Raw genomic sequence first — 16,340 nt, forward strand, 5'->3', positions numbered from 1 at the left:
GAGGGGTCCACCGCCGTGACCACGCCCCAGCCGCCCGCCGGTCGCTACGGTCCGACCGCCTCCCCGCACCGCCGCCGGGCCGCTCAGATCGGGATCGGTGCGCTGGCCGCCGTGGGTGTGGGCATCGTGGTCTGGATCGGGCTCGGTGCCGCCGGGACCGATGTGCGGTGGAACGAGGTGGGCTACTCCCTCGACGGCAGCACCGCGGTGGAGCTCACCTTCGACGTGATCCAGGAACCGGGTGCGGTCGCGGTGTGCCGGGTCCAGGCGTTGAGCGCCAGTCACGCCGAGGTAGGGGTGCAGCAGGTCACCGTCGGGCCGTCCACCGAGCAGACCACCCGGGTGACCACCCGCGTGCCCACGGCGGAGGAGGCCGTCACCGCGGTGGTGCACGGCTGCGACGCCCAGTAGCCGGGCGTTGTGCGGGTCCGATTGCTATGCTTGCCGATTCAAGACGCCGCCTCGATCTGACGTGACCGTCGATGCGACCGTGAGGCGGAGCACCCGTTCCCACCCGTCGCGGACACGCGCGCACGTCGGGACGAGGTATCTCTCGAGCGCTCCCACCCTGGGGTGCGCCCGTGCTGGAAGGAGTGGGACGTGACCGACACGACGCAGGCCACCACCTGGTTGACGCAGGAGGCCTACGACCGCCTCAAGGCGGAGCTGGAGCACCTCGAGGGTGCGGGTCGCGCCGAGGTCACCGAGCGCATCGCCGCCGCTCGTGACGAGGGCGACCTGAAGGAGAACGGCGGCTACCACGCCGCGCGCGAGGAGCAGGCCAAGCAGGAGGCCCGGATCCGGGAGCTCAAGGCCAAGCTGCGCAATGTGCAGATCGGCACCCCGCCCGACGACGGCGTGGTCGAGCAGGGGATGGTCGTCACCGCCGAGGTCGCCGGGGACGAGATGACGTTCCTGCTGGGCTCGCGGGAGATCGCGGGCACCGCGGACATCGACGTCTTCTCCCCCACTTCCCCGCTGGGCGCGTCGATCAACGGCCACAAGGTCGGCGACACCACCTCCTACACCGCGCCGAACGGCAAGGACATCCCGGTGAAGATCCTCAGCGCCAAGCCCTTCGAGGGCTGAGCGCCCCACCGCCGTCGAAGGCCCGCCTCCCGTCCGGGATGCGGGCCTTCGACGTGTCAGTGCTCGGAGAGCCGGTAGCCGTCGTCGCGCAGCCGGGACAGTACCCCGGCGCAGTGCTCCGGTCCCTTGGTCTCGACCTGGAGCTCGACCTCCACCTCGTCGACGTCCAGATCGACGCCGGTGCGGGTGTGGTTGACGTGCATGACATTGGTGCCGAGCCGGGCCAGTTCGCGCAGCAGCCCCGCGAGCGCCCCCGGGGTGTCGTGCAGACGGACCCGCAGTTGCAGGTACCGGCCGGAGGAGGCCAGACCGTGCCGGACCACCCGCAGCAGCACCAACGGGTCGATGTTCCCCCCGGAGAGCAGCACCACCACCGGTCCGGGGAACGCCCCCGCGCCACCTGCCATCACCGCGGCCACACCGGCGGCACCGGCGGGTTCCACCAACAGCTTGGCCCGTTCTGCGACCAGCAGCAGCGCCCGGGACAGATCCTCCTCGGAGACGGTCCGCACCTCGGTGTCGTAGCGGTGCAGCAGATCGAAGGGCACCACACCCGGGGTGCCGACCGCGATCCCGTCCGCCATCGTGTGTAGCTCCGGTGCGGTGATCGGTTCGCCAGCGGCCAGTGAGGCGGGATAGGCCGCGGCCCGGGCGGCCTGCACCCCGACCACGCGCACCTGCGGCCGGAGCTCGGCCAGCGCCGCCTGCAACCCGGCGGCCAGTCCCCCGCCGCCAACCGGGACGAGCAGGGTGGCCACCTCCGGCACCTGCTCGACGATCTCCAGCGCCAGGGTCCCCTGCCCCGTGACCACATCCGGGTGGTCGAAGGGATGGATCAGCACCCGGCCAGTGCGGTCGGCCTCCGCGTGAGCCGCGGCCAACGCCTCGTCCACGGTGAGGCCGTGCAGGCGGACCTGCGCGCCGTACTCCTTGGTGGCGGCGATCTTGGGCAAGGCGGCGTCCATCGGCATGTACACCACGGCGTCGATGCCCAGGGCAGCGGCGGCCAGTGCCACACCCTGGGCGTGGTTGCCCGCGCTGGCAGCGACCACACCCCGGGCCTTCTCCTGCGCGGACAGACGCGCCATCCGCACATAGGCACCGCGGACCTTGAAGGAGCCGGAGCGTTGCAGGTTCTCGCACTTGAGGTAGACGTCGGTGCCGGCGATCTGACTCAGCGCACGGGAGTACTCCACCGGGGTCCGGGTCACCACACCGTCCAGCAGGCGTGCGGCATCCCGGACGTCATCGAGGTAGGTCACGCGGCGGCTCTCGGCGTGCGCTGCTCGATGTGATCCTCTACGCCCAACTGGGGGAATTTGTCATGCCCGTGCAGGTACAGCACCACGGTGTTGAGGACGGCAGCGATCGGCACCGCGAACAGCGCCCCGACGATCCCGGCGGCCATCGACCCGGCGGTCACCACCAGCAGCACCGCCACCGGGTGCAGCGACACCGCGTGCCCCATCAGGAACGGTTGCAGGATGTGCCCCTCCAACTGCTGCACCAGCAGCACCACGCCCAGCATGATCAGCGCGACCACCGGACCGTGTGCCACCAGGGCGACCAGCACCGCCACCGCGCCGGTGACGATCGCCCCGACGATGGGGATGAACGAGCCGACGAACACCAGCGTGGCCAGCGGCAGGGCGAGCGGCACCTGGAGGATGGCGGCACCGATGCCGATGCCGGTGGCGTCCACCAGTGCGACGAGGATCTGCGTCCGGGTGTAAGAGCCCAGCGTGACCCACCCGCGGCGTCCGGCCTGGTGCACCCGCTCGCGCACGGTGCGCGGCAACAGCCCGACCACCCAGGCCCAGACGGTGCGGCCCTCCCGCAGGAAGAAGAAGGAGCAGAACAGCGCGATGAGCGCGCCCGCAGCGACGTGGCCGACGGTGGTGGTCACCGACAGTGCCCCGGACAGCAGGCTGCTGGCATTGTTCTGCAGTTGCTCGCGGCCCTGGTCCACCAGATCGCTGACCTGGTCGGACGTGACCTGCAACGGGCTGGTCGCCAGCCAATCGAGCAGGCGGTCGACACCCTCGGATGCCTGGTCACTCAGGTCGCCGAAGCCGTTGGCGATGGACCGCCCGGCCAGAGTGACCAGCGCGCCCACCACCACCAGCAACGCGAGCACGGAGGTGATCGCCGCCAGTGTCCGGCCGAAGTGCAGTCGCCGCCGCAGGAACGCCGCCACCGGGGTGAGCAACACGGTCAGCAGCAGGGCCACCGCCACCGACACGACGATCACCTGGAAGTACCCGATCAGCCACAGCGCGACCGCTGCCGCCCCGGCGATCAGGATGAAGCGCCAGGACCAGGCAGCCGCCGCTCGCACCGCCGGGGTGACCGACTGCTCGGCGGACCAACCATGCGGGGTGTGCCCGCTGGCCAGGTCACCCTCGTGGAGCACCGGCGACGTGCGCGGGCGGCGGTGGACCCTCATTGGTCCAGCGCCCGGGTGAGGTCGGCGATCAGATCCACCTCGTCCTCGATGCCGACACTGAGCCGCACCAGATCGTCCGGCACCTCCAGTGCGGTGCCGGCCACCGAGCCGTGGGTCATCCGGGCCGGGAGTTCGATCAAGGACTCCACCCCGCCCAGCGACTCGGCCAGGGTGAACACCCGGGTGGTGGCGCAGATCTGCGCGGCCCGGTCGGCGCTGCCGGCCCGGAAGGACACCATCCCGCCGAAGCCGGACATTTGCCGGGCGGCGATCTGATGCTGGGGGTGCGAGTCCAGCCCCGGGTAGATCACGGCGGGCACGTCCTCACGTGCGGCCAGGAACCGGGCGACGGCGGCGGCGTTCGCGCTGTGCCGGTCCATCCGCACCCCCAGGGTCTTCAGCCCGCGCAGGGTCAGCCAGGAATCGAAGGGACCGGCCACCGCGCCGGAAGCGTTCTGGTGGAAGGTCAGGGCATCCGCGAGCGCTGTCGATCCGTTCGGGTCGGTCAGGCCCACCGGCAACTGCGCCCCGTCGGCGACGATCACCGCGCCACCGACCACGTCGGAGTGCCCGCCGATGTACTTGGTGGTGGAGTGCACCACTGCGTCCGCGCCGAGCGCGATCGGCTGCTGCAGGTAGGGGGTGGCGAAGGTGTTGTCGACCACCAGCAGCGCACCGGCACCCCGGGCCAGACCGCTGAGCGCCGCGATGTCCGCGATCCCGAGCAGCGGGTTGGTGGGCGTCTCGGCCCAGATCGCCTTGGTGCGTCCGGGCTGGATCGCGGCGGCAACCGCCTGCGGGTCGGACAGGTCGGCAGGGGTGTGCTCGATCCCCCACGGACCGAACACCCGGGCGATCAGCCGGTAGGTGCCGCCGTAGGCGTCATCGGGGATCACGACGTGGTCGCCGGGGCGCAGCACCGCCCGCAGCAGGGTGTCCTCGGCGGCCAGGCCGGAGGCGAAGGCAAAAGCCGCGCCACCACCCTCCGCGGCGGCGAGCGCCTCCTGCAGAGCGGTGCGGGTCGGGTTCGCCGAACGCGAGTACTCGTAACCGCCGCGCAGTCCACCGACGCCGTCCTGGGCGTAGGTCGACACCTGGTAGATGGGCGTGACCACCGCGCCGGTGGTGGCGTCGGGCGCCTGACCAGCGTGGATCGCGCGGGTGGAGAAGCCGGCCTCGGACCAGTCCTGATCGTCGTTCATCACCCACACAGGCTAGGCGCTCTGCCCCGGGAATGACATGGTGACGCCACCGGTTGAGCGTCATGGACCCGCGAGGAAGGGAGCCCTTGATGAACTGGCTTTTCGGTTCCGCACTGAAGACCACGATGGTGACGCCCGAGCGCGCGCTGCGTGGCCGCGACGACTACGCCTACCACGTGCCCAGCACCCACACCGTGCTCGGCACCCCGATCCAGGGCCCCTGGCCCGAGGGCACCCGCACCATCGTCCTCGGCATGGGCTGTTTCTGGGGTGCGGAGCGGGTGTTCTGGCAGCTGCCCGGCGTGGTCACCACCGCCGTGGGCTACCAGGGCGGTTTCACTCCGTACCCGACGTACGAGGAGGTCTGCACCGGTCTGACCGGGCAGGACGAGGTGGTGTTGGTCGCCTACGACCCCACCGTCATCTCCGACACGGACATCCTGCGGGCGTTCTGGGAGAACCACGACCCGACACAGGGCATGCGTCAGGGCAACGACGCCGGCACCCAGTACCGCTCGGCGATCTACACCAGCACCCCGGAGCAGACTGCGGCCGCGCAGGAGACCCGGGCGGCGTTCCAGGAGCGGTTGACCCGTTCGGGCTATGGCGAGATCACCACTGAGATCCGCTCTGCCCAGGACGCGGGACCGTTCTACTACGCCGAGGACTACCACCAGCAGTACCTGGACAAGAACCCGAACGGGTACTGCGGGCTGGGCGGCACCGGGGTGTCCTGCCCCCGCCCGGTCGATGGCGTCGCCTCGGCCTGATCGATGGCTGACAGAGCCCGGGGTCCCAAGCGGTGACCCCGGGCTCTGTCATCTCAGTGGGGCTCGCCTGGCGGTGTCCAGCGACGGGCTGAGGGCGGTGCGGTGCGCGCCCCGCGCCAGGATTGCTCCCGGCATGACGCAGGGGCGCCCGGGATCGCGCCCGGACGCCCCTGTCGGTTGGGGTCACGCGTTGGCGAAGGCCGCCAGACCCAGCTGCACTGCACGGTCGAACAGGTGCTCGCGTTCCTGGGCGGACAGCTCCTCGGAGCGGAACAGCAGGTCGGAGACCGAGCAGATGGCCAGTGCCTTCTTGTGCTCGCGGTTGGCCACGCCGTACAGCCCGGCGGCCTCCATCTCCACTGCCAGCGTGCCGTGCGCGACCAGACCGGCGCGCATCTCCGGCTCGTCGTTGTAGAACGAGTCCGAGCTGAACAGCGCCCCGGCGTGCACCGTGGCTCCGTCCACCTGCTGCGCAGCGGTGTAGGCCGCCATGGCTAGCCCGAAGTCCGGGGTGGCCGAGTAGTTTGCGCCCGGGACCAAGCGGCGCAGCACGTCGGAGTCGGTGTGCGCGGCGGTGCCGATCACCACGTCCCCGATGTTGAGGTGCGTCGCCATGCCGCCGACGGTGCCGATCCGGATGATCCGCTCCACCCCGAAGAACCGGAACAGCTCGGTGGCGTAGATCGAGATCGACGGGATACCCATGCCGGAACCCATCACCGAGACCGGACGGCCCTGGTAGGTGCCGGTGTAGCCGAGCATGCCGCGGACCTCGGTGACCAGGCGGGCGTCCTCCAGCACGGTCTCCGCGATGCGCTTGGCACGTCGCGGGTCGCCGGGCATCAGGACGTCCGGGGCGAAGTCACCGTTCTCTGCGGCGATGTGCGGGGTGGCCATCAGTGCGTGGAGACGATGTCGACCACGAACACCAGGGTGTCCCCGCCGCGGATGCCGGCCTGCGGGACACCACGGTCGCCGTAGCCCAGGTGCGGCGGGATCGACAGCAGCAGACGCGAGCCCACCGGCTGACCGACCAGGCCGTCATCCCAGCCGCCGATCACGGCTCCGACACCGATCGGGAAGCTGATCGAGGAGCCGCGGTCGTAGGAGTTGTCAAAGACGTTCCCGTTCCAGCTCTGGCCGAGGTAGTGCACCTCGATCTCGTCACCGGCCTCGACCAGCTGGCCGGTGCCCGGCTCGAGGACCAGAACCTCCAGCTCGGCGGGGGCGTCGCCCTCAGGGAAGGTCAGGGTCGGCTTCTGGCCGAAGGTGCCAGTGGCCTGGGGCAGCGTGGCGGACATGGTTGAACTCCTCGCGGGGTGGGGATGCGCGGTCATTCCCCATCCTGCCTGGTCCGCGGCGGTGGCGGCGAACGGATGGTCGACAACTCGACCGTCGTATTACGGTCGGGCAGCCGACGAGGGCAAAGGAGAGGGCACGCCATGACGCTGACCACCTGGGCGGGGAACCTGACCTACCACCACCAGCAGTTGCACCGGCCGACATCGATGTCCGAGCTGCAAGACCTCGTGGCACGCAGTCGGCACATCCGGGCACTGGGCACCCGGCACAGCTTCAACGATCTGGCCGACACCACCGGTGACCTGGTGCAGCTGCACGGTTTCCCGTCCCAGGTCGACATCGACCCGCAGGCGCGCACGGTGACCGTCTCCGCCGGGGCACGCTACGGGACGGTCGTCCAGGAGCTGGATCGTCAAGGCTGGGCGCTGCACAACCTGGCCTCACTGCCGCATATCAGTGTGGGCGGGGCGATCAGCACCGGAACACACGGGTCGGGCGACCGGTCGCAGAACCTGTCTGCCGCGGTGACCGGGCTGGACCTGGTCACCGCGGACGGCGAGCTGCGCCGGCTGCGCCGCGGCGACGGGATGCTGGAGGGGGCGGTGGTCGGGCTCGGCGCGCTGGGCATCATCGCCCGGGTCACGCTGGACATCGAGCCGACCTACGACGTCGCCCAGGAGGTGCATCTGGACCTGCCCTGGTCGGCGGTGCTCGAGGATCTGGATGCGGTCACCGGCTCGGCGGACTCGGTCAGTCTGTTCACCGACTGGTCCGGGCCGACCGTGCGGCAGTGGTGGCGCAAGACCCGGCTACCACGGGGCGAGGCGTACCAGCCCCGCGGTGAGTTGTTCGGCGCCCGACCCGCGCTAGGGCCGGTGCATCCGCTGCCCGGCATCGACCCGGTCAACTGCACCGAGCAGCTCGGGGTGCCCGGCCCCTGGCATGAGCGACTGCCGCACTTCCGGTTGGCCTTCACCCCATCCAACGGCGACGAACTTCAGTCCGAGTACCTGGTGCCGCGCACCCAGGCCGTCGCCGCCATCGAGGCCATGCGGGCGCTGGCACCCTCCGCGGCACCGCTGCTGCAGGTCGCGGAGATCCGCACCGTGGCCGCCGACGACCTCTGGCTGAGCAGCGCCGCGGACAGCGACCGGGTCGGGCTGCACTTCACCTGGCAGCCGCGACAGCCGGAGGTCGAGGCGGTGCTGCCCCTGATCGAGTCCGCGCTCTACCCGCTGGGGGCCCGACCGCACTGGGGCAAGCTCTTCCACACCGTGGACGCGGCGGCGAGCTGGCCCCGGTGGGCGGACTTCCGGGCACTGGTCGGTCAGGTGGACCCGGGGCAGACCTTCGCCAATGCGTTCCTCCGGCGAATCGGGGTGTACCACTGAGCGAATCGGTGACACACTAGGGCCTATGCCCACCACACTGCCCCGCACCCAGGTCACCCACACCGAGGTTGTGCGGCACGCCCTCGACATAGCCGAGGAGCGGTGGCCCGGGCAGTCACCGGGGGCACTTCTGCTCCGGTTGATCGAGGCGGGGGCCCAGGTAGTGGAGGACGAGATGAACGACGCGCGACGGCAGGAGCGGGTGCGGCTGATCGCCGGGCGGTACCCCGGGCTCTACGGCCCCGGCTACCTGGATCAGCTCCGCGAGGGCTGGCCCGAGTGATCGTGCTGGACGCGTCGGTCCTGATCGCCCTTCTGGAGCCGACCGACGCCCACCACCAGCGTGCGATCACCGATCTGGCCGGGCTGAACGGAGAGCTCGGCGTGCACCCGGTCACCATGGCGGAGATCCTCGTCGCCCCGTTCAAGGTCGGCCTGGCACCGCAGGTCCGCGCCGATCTGGCCTCGATCAGCGTCCGGGAGGTCACGCCAGGCCCGGATCACCCGATGGTGCTGGCAGAGATCCGGACCCGGGATCGACTCCGGATGCCGGATGCCTGCGTCCTGGCACTGGCCGTCGAGCAGGACAGCCCGCTGGTCACCTTCGACCAGCGGTTGGCCGCTGCGGCCCGCAGCCGGGCGTTGCTGTTCGGGGCGTGAGGGCTCAGCGGGCGCTGCTGTTCGGGGCGTGAGCACTCAGCGGGTGAGGAAAGCCAGCAGGTCGTGTCGGGTGAGCACACCCACCGGCTGACCGTCCTCCACCACCATCAGCGCGTCGTCGGCCTGCAACGCCCGCTGCGCGGACTCCACCGACTCCCCCGCACCGATCAACGGCAGCGGATCGGCCATGTGCCGGTCCACCCGATCGGACAGTTGCGCCTTCCCGGCGAACACCGCGTCCAACAGTTCCCGCTCGGAGACCGCACCGGCGACCTCCCCGATCCGGACCGGTGGTTCAGCGCCGACCACCGGCATCTGCGAGACACCGAACTCGTGCAGGATCTCGATGGCATCCCGGACGGTCTCGGTGGGGTGAGTGTGCACCAGCGCGGGCAGCGAGCCGTCCTTGGTGCGCAGCACATCCCCGACGGTCGACCCGGTGCCGCCCGGCAGGAAGCCGTAGGACCGCATCCAGGAGTCGTTGAAGATCTTGGCCAGGTAGCCGCGTCCGCCGTCGGGCAGCAGCACCACGATCACGGCCCGCGCCGCTGCGGCCGGGTCCTCCTCCTCCAACCGCCGGGCCAGGCGCAGCGCACCCTCGACCGCCATCCCGCAGGAGCCGCCGACCAGCAGCGCCTCTTCCCGGGCCAGCCGCCGGGTCATCGCGAAGGAGTCGGCATCGGAGACCGCGATGATCTGGTCCGGGACGCTCGGGTCGTAGGTGGACGGCCAGAAGTCCTCGCCGACCCCCTCAACCAGGTACGGACGCCCGTCACCACCGGAGTAGATCGAGCCCAGCGGGTCGATGCCGACCACCTGGACCGGCCCAGAGGCGCGGTCAGCGGAGACATCGTGCAGGTACCGCCCGGTACCGGTGATCGTGCCGCCGGTGCCGACCCCCGCCACAAAGTGCGTGACCAGGCCGTCGGTGTCCGCCCAGATCTCCGGCCCAGTGCTGGCGTAGTGGCTGGCCGGTCCGTTCTGGTTCGCGTACTGGTTGGGCTTCCACGCGCCCTCGATCTCGGTCACCAGCCGGTCGGATACCGAGTAGTAGGAGTCCGGGTGATCCGGAGCGACCGCGGTCGGGGTGATGACCACCTCCGCGCCATAGGCCCGCAACACATCGATCTTGTCCTTGCCGACCTTGTCCGGACACACGAACACGCAGCGGTAGCCCTTGCGCTGAGCGACCAGGGCCAACCCGACCCCGGTGTTCCCGGAGGTGGGCTCGACGATGGTGCCGCCGGGCTGGAGTTCGCCGGACTGCTCCGCCGCCTCGACCATCCGCTCGGCAATCCGGTCCTTGGCCGACCCGCCCGGGTTGAAGTACTCCACCTTGGCCAGGATCGTGGCGGACAGACCCGCGGTCACGGTGTTCAGCTTGACCAGGGGCGTGCTGCCGACCAGGTCGGAGATGTGCTCGGCGTACTTCACCGCGGGTGACTCCTGTCGCAAGGGATGACGGCTGCGGGCGGCGGACATGCCGCGACCCCGGCGCTCAGCGTAAGCCGGGCACCGGGGTCGCGGACATGCAGGTCAGTCGCGGCCTTGCAGAATCGCCAGGATCCGCAGGATCTCCAGGTACAGCCAGACCAATGTGACGATCAGCCCGAAGGCGGCGGACCAGGCGAACTTGGCCGGCGCACCGCCCTCGACGCCGCGCTTGATCGAGTCGAAGTCCATGATCAGGCTGGCGGCGGCCAAGCCGACCGCGACCAGGCCGACCAGCACGCCGATCCAGCCAGAGCGCAGCGGACCGAAGTCGCCACCCATGAAGAACGACAGCACCAGGTTCAGCACGCTGAACGCCAGGTAGCCGACCAGGGCCACCATCAGCCAGCGGGTGAACTTGGGGGTGACCCGGACCCGGCCGGACTTGAAGAGGAACAGCGCCGCACCGAAGGTGGCGAAGGTGCCGAGCACGGCCTGCAGCACGATCGGCTGCGCGCTCTCCTGGGCGATGTAGATGTTCTGGAACAGGTAGCTGATCCCACCCAGGAACACACCCTCGGCGACCGTGTAGGCGATGATCAGCGCGGGGCTCGGGTTCTTCTTGAAGGAGTTCACCAGGCCCAGGACCAGGCCGACGACCGCGCCGATCATGTACAGCGCGGGCATCTGCGGCGTGACCCACCAGGTGGCAGCGGCGACCACGACCAGCAGGGCCAGCAGACCACCGGTCTTGACGATCACGTCGTCGTAGGTCATCCGCCCGGTGTCCCGGGTGGTGGCCGCCGGGGCACCGTACATCTGGTCCAGCGTGGTGGCGTCCACCGTCGACGTCGGGCCGGTCTGCTGCTGGGGCTGGCCGGTGTAGTAGCCGTCCAGGTAGCCGGGCTGGGCGGTGGTCGCGCCGGGCTGACCGGCACGGGCCCGCTGCTTGCGGGTGCGCGGGTCAGCGAAGACGGCGCTGTTGTTGAACACCGGGTTGCTCATGGGTCCTCCGGGTCGGATCGGTGGTCTACCAGCCTAGAACGTGCATGGCCGGTGCACAGTTCCCGGACGCGAATGTCATCCCTGAGGACGATCGGAATCGTCCGGGATGCGGTTCCACAGCCGGAGGCACCCGCCCTAGCGTCATGCCGTCCCGACCACTCAGCCGCGATCCACGACCCTGAGGAGATCGGCATGCGCCCACGGGCAACCTTCCTTCGACTGCTGCGAGCGGAGTGGATCCGCCTGTGGTCGTTGCCGTGGACCGGCCGGGTGTGCGCCGGTGTCGTCGTGGTGCAGACGGCGTTCACCACCGTGCTCGCTGCCACAGCGAATCTCGGTGCTCTGGGGTACTCCCCGCACGAGGTCGGGCCCAATGTCATCAACTCGGCCTATCCGGTCGGACAGCTGGCCATGGCCGTGCTGGGGGTGCTCGCGGTGACCGGGGAGTACGACAGCGGGGCGATCCGGTCAACCTTCGCGGCAGCGCCTCGACGGACCGGGGTGATCCTCGCCCGAGCGCTGGTCCTCGCCGTCACAGCGGGGCTGACCGGCCTCGCGACCACCCTGGCGACCTGGGCGGCGCTGACCCCGTCGCTCACCGGTGCCTATGCCATCGACCCCCGCGACCCGACCCACCTGCGCATGCTGGCAGCCATGCCGCTCTATCTGATCGGCATCGCGCTGTTCGCCTGCGCGATCGGATGGGTGGTGCGCCGCACCGGGGCCGCCCTGGGCCTGGTCCTGGCCGTGTTCCTGGTGGTGGACACCCTGGCGATGATGTTGCAGCGGATCAGAGTGGTCCAGATCCTGACGCCGTTCCTACCCTCCGCGTCCGGGACCCGGTTGCTGACCACGGACACCGGCCCGATGCTCGGCGCCCGGGATGTGGTGGTGCTCGGCCCGTGGCAGGGCTGGGGCGTGCTGATCGCCTGGGCGGTGGCCCTCGGGACCGCGGCCGTGGTGCTGGTGCGTCGGCGCGACGTGTGAGCGCCAGCCTGCGGGAGTCATCCTTGAGGACGATGCCCTCGGTCGCCGGGAGGAGAGCCGACCGGAGCCAAGATCCGCCGTCCGACTGTTCCGCCGAACCACGGCCACCCACCACACTGATCAGTACATCGCTGTTACCGACTCGTGCGAGGACACCATGATCGAGGCCCACGGCCTGACCAAGAGATACGGCGCCAAGACCGCCGTCAATGGCATCAGCTTCACCGTCCAGCCGGGCAAGGTGACCGGGTTCCTCGGTCCAAACGGCGCCGGGAAGTCCACCACGATGCGGATGATCATGGGGCTGGACAGCCCCACCGCCGGCACAGTGACCGTCAACGGCAAGCCCTACGCCCAGCACCGTTCACCGCTGACCGAGGTCGGCGCGCTGCTGGAGGCCAAGGCCGTGCACCAGGGCCGCTCGGCCACCAACCACCTGCGCGCGTTGGCCGCCACCCACGGGATCGGCAAGAAGCGAGTCGCCGAGGTCATCGAGATGACCGGCCTCGGGCAGGTCGCCGGTAAGCGGGTCGGTGGGTTCTCCCTCGGCATGGGTCAGCGCCTAGGCATCGCCGCCGCGATGATTGGTGACCCGCGCACCCTGATCCTGGACGAGCCGGTCAACGGACTCGACCCGGAGGGAGTGCTCTGGGTGCGCAACCTGGTCAAGCACCTGGCGCACGAGGGCCGCACGGTCTTCCTGTCTTCGCACCTGATGAGCGAGATGGCCCTGACCGCCGACCACATCCTGGTGATCGGCCGCGGCGAGATCATCGCGGACGCGCCGGTGCAGGACATCGTGTCCGGTGCCTCCGGCCAGTCGGTCCGGGTGCGGAGCCCGCAGGCCACCCACCTGGTCGAGCTGCTGGCCGGGCCGCAGGTCACGGTGACTTCGCTGGAGGCCGGACTGATCGAGGTCACCGGCACCGACGCCCGTGCAGTCGGCGAGCTCGCCGCCGCCAACGGTGTGGTGTTGCACGAACTCACCCCGGTGCAGGCTTCGCTGGAGTCCGCCTACATGTCACTGACCGCCGACGCGGTCGAATACCACTCCAGCACTGGCGCCGAGCAGTCGGCCCCGCAGACCCGGAAGGAGGCCCGGCGATGAGCGCCGCGACCGCAACCCTCGACCCGATGTCCACGCTGGGCAGTCCGGGGGTGAGCTTCCCGAAGCTGGTCCGCTCGGAGTGGATCAAGCTGTGGACCCTGCGCTCCACCTGGTGGGTGGTGGCCATCACGGTGCTGGCCCAGGCCGGTTTCACCTGGATGGGCACGTACTTCACGTTGCAGAACATCACCCCGGAGGAGCTGGGGCTCGAGGGCTCGACAGTCGGCCCAGGCTTCTTGCAGAGCGGGATCATGATCGGGCAGCTGGTGATCTCCGTGCTGGCCGTGCTGGCGATCACCGGCGAATACTCCACCGGCTCGATCCGGTCGACGTTTGCCGCCGCGCCCAAGCGGGTCGACGCGGTGCTGGCCAAGGGTCTGGTGGTGCTGGTCGTCGCCTTCATCACCGGTGCACTGGCGACCGTGCTGTCCTGGGTGCTGATCACCCCCTCGCTCGGCGCGGACTACGGCATCGACCTGTCGAACGAGATCCACCGTCGGGTGCTAATCGCCATGCCGCTGTACCTGATGGGTGTGGCGCTGTTCGCCTTCGCGGTGGGTGCGCTGCTGCGGGTGTCCGCCGCTGCACTGGCCACCGTCTTCGGGGTGTTCCTGGTGGTGGAGACGCTGTTCGGAGCCTTCCCGAACATCCGGTGGATGGCCGAGGTCAGCCCGTTCCTGCCGTCGAATGCCGGGTACCAGGTGCTGTCCACCTCCACCGAGTCCATCGACGTGCTGAAGGCCGCCAGTGACGTCACCGTGCTCACTCCATGGCAGGGCTACGGCGTGCTGATCGCCTGGGGCGTGGTGCTGCTGTCGATCGCCCTGGTGCTGGTCCGCAAGCGCGACGCCTGAGCATGACCGCGTACACGACGCCCGCCCCAGAGCCAATCGGCTCGGGGGTGGGCGTCGTGCTGCCCGCAGCCGCTGGGGAGTTCACCGAGTTAGATGCCCGGCGGATGAACCGGGTGCGGCGGTTCTTCGCCCAGCATCCCCGGGCGTCGGACGTCCTGGTCTGTGTCCTGGCGGCTGCCGACCTCGTCACCACACTGATTTCCAGCCTCGGCACGATGGGCGCGATCCGGTGGATCGTGGCCGCCGTGTTCGGCGTGCTGGGTGTGGTCGCGCTCTGGTTCCGGCGGCGGTCGCCGGTGGTGGTGCTAGGGACCCTGACCGTGCTCGCTGCGGGGAACATCGCCGCCACTGGTCGGCTCTCACATTTCACGATGGCGCTGGGCTTCGGCATCTACGCCGTGGCTGCCGGCAGAGCTCCACGGATGACCTGGCTGACTGTCGGCGGCGCACTTCTGCTCGCCTTCGTCGCGTTGATGGTGGCGGATAGCGCCGCTGTCGGGGCGTTCGGCGAGGGATTCTCCGAGGGGTGGGAGAGCGTCGACGGCGTCGACAGCGGCGTCGCCGTTTCGGTCGTGCCCGACTTCTACTCGGACATCTCGGCTCTGATGTTCGTCGGCCTGATTTCGCTCGCCATCGGCACCAGCGTCGCCAGTCGCCGCGCCCATGTGCGCGCGCTGGTCGCCCGACACCGGGAGCTGGTCGACGCGGGTGAACAGGCGGCGACCCTGGCCGCGGCGGCGGAGCAGACCCGTATCGCCCGGGAGATGCACGACGTCGTGGCGCACGGGCTGACCGTCATGGTGGCGCTGGCCGACGGAGCGCGCACCGCGATGCGCCGCTCCCCGGACGACGCCGACCACGCGCTGGAGCTGCTGTCCGAGACCGGCCGCACCGCCCTGACCGACATGCGGCGGATGCTCGGGGTCCTCCGCGGCAGCGATGCGCCGTTGGAGCCGCAACCGCAGGACCTGGATGAGCTGGTGCAGTCCTTCCGCGCGGCCGGGATGACGGTGCATCTGACCACCTCCGGCCCGCCGCTGCCAGAGGACCCCACGCTGGCGCTCACCGTCTACCGGGTGGTGCAGGAGTCGTTGACCAACGCCCTGCGCCACGCGGGCACGCATACCCAGGCGGATGTCATCATCGCCCGGACCCGCCACGAGGTGCTGATCGAGGTCACCGACGACGGCCCGACGGGCACCGCCACCGACCGGCCGTTGATGGCACCCCGCGGTGAACGCATCCGGGCCCGGCTCGCCGGTGACGATGGCCCCGCACTGCCCACCCCACCCCGGACCGGCCGCGGACTGGTGGGCATGCGGGAGCGGGCCGCGGTCTACCGTGGCAGCGTCACCGCCGGACCCCATCTGGGCGGCTGGCGGGTACGAGTGCTGCTCCAGATCGACCCCGAGGAGGACCGGTGAGCGCGATCCGCGTGCTGCTGGTGGATGATCAGCCGTTGCTGCGGATGGGCTTCAAGCTGGTACTGCAGGACGAGGACGATCTGGAGGTCGTCGGCGAGGCCGGGGACGGCGCGCAGGCGGTCGCCCAGGTCGCCGCGCTGAACCCCGACGTGGTCCTGATGGATGTCCGGATGCCCGGCACGAACGGCATCGAGGCGACCCGGCAGATTGTCGCCTCCGGCGCGGCAGCCCGGGTGCTGATCCTGACCACCTTCGATCTGGACGAGTACGCCTTCGCTGCGCTGCGCGAGGGGGCCAGTGGGTTCTTGCTCAAGGACGCCCGGCCCACCGAGTTGGTGGCGGCGATCCGGTCGGTGGCCAGCGGTGACGCGGTGGTCTCGCCCCGGGTGACCCGGCGGATGCTGGAGATGTTCGCCGGGGAGATGCCGTCCGCCGGTCAACCCGCCCGGACCGCGGTCGACCCCCGGGTGGAGTCCCTGACCGCCCGCGAGCGCGAGGTGCTGCTCGCGGTGGCCGAGGGGCTGTCCAACGCGGAGGTCGCCGCGCGGCTGTTCCTGTCCGAGGCGACCGTGAAGACCCATGTCGGTCGCATCCTGACCAAGCTGGAGGTGCGGGATCGGGTGCAGGCGGTGGTGCTGGCCTACCGTTCGGGGCTGGTTCAGAGCTGAGGC

General features: G+C 70.3%; 18 protein-coding genes. 11 read left to right on the plus strand and 7 right to left on the minus strand.

Annotated elements, in window-relative coordinates; translation table 11 throughout:
• Nucleotides 1-15 precede the first annotated feature (15 nt).
• Entirely contained in the window at nucleotides 16-411 is a 396-nt protein-coding gene (locus tag AB0N78_RS08810; RefSeq protein WP_363388594.1) for a DUF4307 domain-containing protein, read from the plus strand.
• A 189-nt stretch (nucleotides 412-600) separates the two neighbouring features.
• Complete coding sequence (gene greA / locus AB0N78_RS08815; RefSeq protein ID WP_363388597.1) at nucleotides 601-1,089, plus strand: transcription elongation factor GreA; 489 nt, start codon at nucleotides 601-603, stop codon at nucleotides 1,087-1,089.
• 56 nt (nucleotides 1,090-1,145) lie between these two features.
• Here the strand turns inward: greA and ilvA are convergent, their stop codons facing one another.
• The 3 genes from ilvA to AB0N78_RS08830 are packed head-to-tail and all read right to left on the minus strand — an operon-like array spanning nucleotide 1,146 to nucleotide 4,737.
• Complete coding sequence (ilvA, locus tag AB0N78_RS08820; protein WP_363388600.1) at nucleotides 1,146-2,351, minus strand: threonine ammonia-lyase; 1,206 nt, start codon at nucleotides 2,349-2,351, stop codon at nucleotides 1,146-1,148.
• On the minus strand, nucleotides 2,348-3,535 hold the full coding sequence (locus tag AB0N78_RS08825; protein WP_363388603.1) for an AI-2E family transporter: 1,188 nt from the start codon (nucleotides 3,533-3,535) through the stop codon (nucleotides 2,348-2,350). Before AB0N78_RS08825 ends, ilvA begins: the two co-directional genes overlap by 4 nt.
• Nucleotides 3,532-4,737 (minus strand): cystathionine gamma-synthase, encoded by a 1,206-nt coding sequence (locus tag AB0N78_RS08830; RefSeq protein WP_363388605.1) that lies wholly within the window; start codon nucleotides 4,735-4,737, stop codon nucleotides 3,532-3,534. The genes AB0N78_RS08825 and AB0N78_RS08830 overlap by 4 nt, the downstream gene beginning before the upstream one ends.
• A gap of 89 nt (nucleotides 4,738-4,826) precedes the next feature.
• On the opposite strand from AB0N78_RS08830, the gene msrA reads away from it, so the two are divergent.
• Nucleotides 4,827-5,507, plus strand: a complete 681-nt coding sequence (gene msrA / locus AB0N78_RS08835; RefSeq protein ID WP_363388608.1) for a peptide-methionine (S)-S-oxide reductase MsrA — start codon at nucleotides 4,827-4,829, stop codon at nucleotides 5,505-5,507.
• Between the two features lie 183 nt (nucleotides 5,508-5,690).
• Here the strand turns inward: msrA and deoD are convergent, their stop codons facing one another.
• Both deoD and AB0N78_RS08845 read right to left on the minus strand, forming a co-directional pair.
• A complete protein-coding gene (gene deoD / locus AB0N78_RS08840) occupies nucleotides 5,691-6,404 on the minus strand; it encodes a purine-nucleoside phosphorylase (RefSeq protein WP_363388610.1) in 714 nt (237 codons plus the stop codon).
• Nucleotides 6,404-6,808: an FKBP-type peptidyl-prolyl cis-trans isomerase gene (locus AB0N78_RS08845; protein ID WP_363388613.1), complete on the minus strand. Its 405-nt coding sequence runs from the start codon at nucleotides 6,806-6,808 to the stop codon at nucleotides 6,404-6,406. The genes deoD and AB0N78_RS08845 overlap by 1 nt, the downstream gene beginning before the upstream one ends.
• Nucleotides 6,809-6,949: 141 nt before the next feature.
• On the opposite strand from AB0N78_RS08845, the gene AB0N78_RS08850 reads away from it, so the two are divergent.
• The 3 genes from AB0N78_RS08850 to AB0N78_RS08860 are packed head-to-tail and all read left to right on the plus strand — an operon-like array spanning nucleotide 6,950 to nucleotide 8,860.
• Complete coding sequence (locus tag AB0N78_RS08850; RefSeq protein ID WP_363388615.1) at nucleotides 6,950-8,200, plus strand: FAD-binding protein; 1,251 nt, start codon at nucleotides 6,950-6,952, stop codon at nucleotides 8,198-8,200.
• Nucleotides 8,201-8,225: 25 nt separating this feature from the next.
• Nucleotides 8,226-8,483, plus strand: a complete 258-nt coding sequence (locus AB0N78_RS08855) for a hypothetical protein (protein WP_363388618.1) — start codon at nucleotides 8,226-8,228, stop codon at nucleotides 8,481-8,483.
• A complete protein-coding gene (locus AB0N78_RS08860) occupies nucleotides 8,480-8,860 on the plus strand; it encodes a PIN domain-containing protein (protein WP_363388621.1) in 381 nt (126 codons plus the stop codon). The genes AB0N78_RS08855 and AB0N78_RS08860 overlap by 4 nt, the downstream gene beginning before the upstream one ends.
• Nucleotides 8,861-8,896: 36 nt before the next feature.
• Here the strand turns inward: AB0N78_RS08860 and AB0N78_RS08865 are convergent, their stop codons facing one another.
• Both AB0N78_RS08865 and AB0N78_RS08870 read right to left on the minus strand, forming a co-directional pair.
• Nucleotides 8,897-10,294: a cystathionine beta-synthase gene (locus AB0N78_RS08865; protein ID WP_363389875.1), complete on the minus strand. Its 1,398-nt coding sequence runs from the start codon at nucleotides 10,292-10,294 to the stop codon at nucleotides 8,897-8,899.
• Nucleotides 10,295-10,396: 102 nt separating this feature from the next.
• Nucleotides 10,397-11,296 (minus strand): Bax inhibitor-1/YccA family protein, encoded by a 900-nt coding sequence (locus AB0N78_RS08870; RefSeq protein WP_363388623.1) that lies wholly within the window; start codon nucleotides 11,294-11,296, stop codon nucleotides 10,397-10,399.
• A gap of 192 nt (nucleotides 11,297-11,488) precedes the next feature.
• Between AB0N78_RS08870 and AB0N78_RS08875 the strand changes: the two genes are divergently transcribed.
• The 5 genes from AB0N78_RS08875 to AB0N78_RS08895 all read left to right on the plus strand — a co-directional run bounded on the left by AB0N78_RS08875 (nucleotide 11,489) and on the right by AB0N78_RS08895 (nucleotide 16,337).
• The gene (locus tag AB0N78_RS08875; RefSeq protein ID WP_363388626.1) at nucleotides 11,489-12,283 is read left to right on the plus strand and encodes a hypothetical protein; all 795 of its coding nucleotides are present in this window, start codon (nucleotides 11,489-11,491) and stop codon (nucleotides 12,281-12,283) included.
• A gap of 157 nt (nucleotides 12,284-12,440) precedes the next feature.
• On the plus strand, nucleotides 12,441-13,391 hold the full coding sequence (locus tag AB0N78_RS08880) for an ATP-binding cassette domain-containing protein (RefSeq protein ID WP_363388628.1): 951 nt from the start codon (nucleotides 12,441-12,443) through the stop codon (nucleotides 13,389-13,391).
• The gene (locus AB0N78_RS08885) at nucleotides 13,388-14,245 is read left to right on the plus strand and encodes an ABC transporter permease subunit (RefSeq protein WP_363388631.1); all 858 of its coding nucleotides are present in this window, start codon (nucleotides 13,388-13,390) and stop codon (nucleotides 14,243-14,245) included. The genes AB0N78_RS08880 and AB0N78_RS08885 overlap by 4 nt, the downstream gene beginning before the upstream one ends.
• 2 nt (nucleotides 14,246-14,247) lie before the next feature.
• Nucleotides 14,248-15,669, plus strand: coding sequence for a histidine kinase (locus AB0N78_RS08890; RefSeq protein WP_363388634.1), 1,422 nt, complete (start codon nucleotides 14,248-14,250; stop codon nucleotides 15,667-15,669).
• A complete protein-coding gene (locus AB0N78_RS08895; RefSeq protein WP_363388637.1) occupies nucleotides 15,666-16,337 on the plus strand; it encodes a response regulator transcription factor in 672 nt (223 codons plus the stop codon). The genes AB0N78_RS08890 and AB0N78_RS08895 overlap by 4 nt, the downstream gene beginning before the upstream one ends.
• Nucleotides 16,338-16,340 lie beyond the last annotated feature (3 nt).

This window comes from Cellulomonas sp. NPDC089187, from assembly GCF_040685135.1.
Classification (GTDB): domain Bacteria; phylum Actinomycetota; class Actinomycetes; order Actinomycetales; family Cellulomonadaceae; genus Cellulomonas.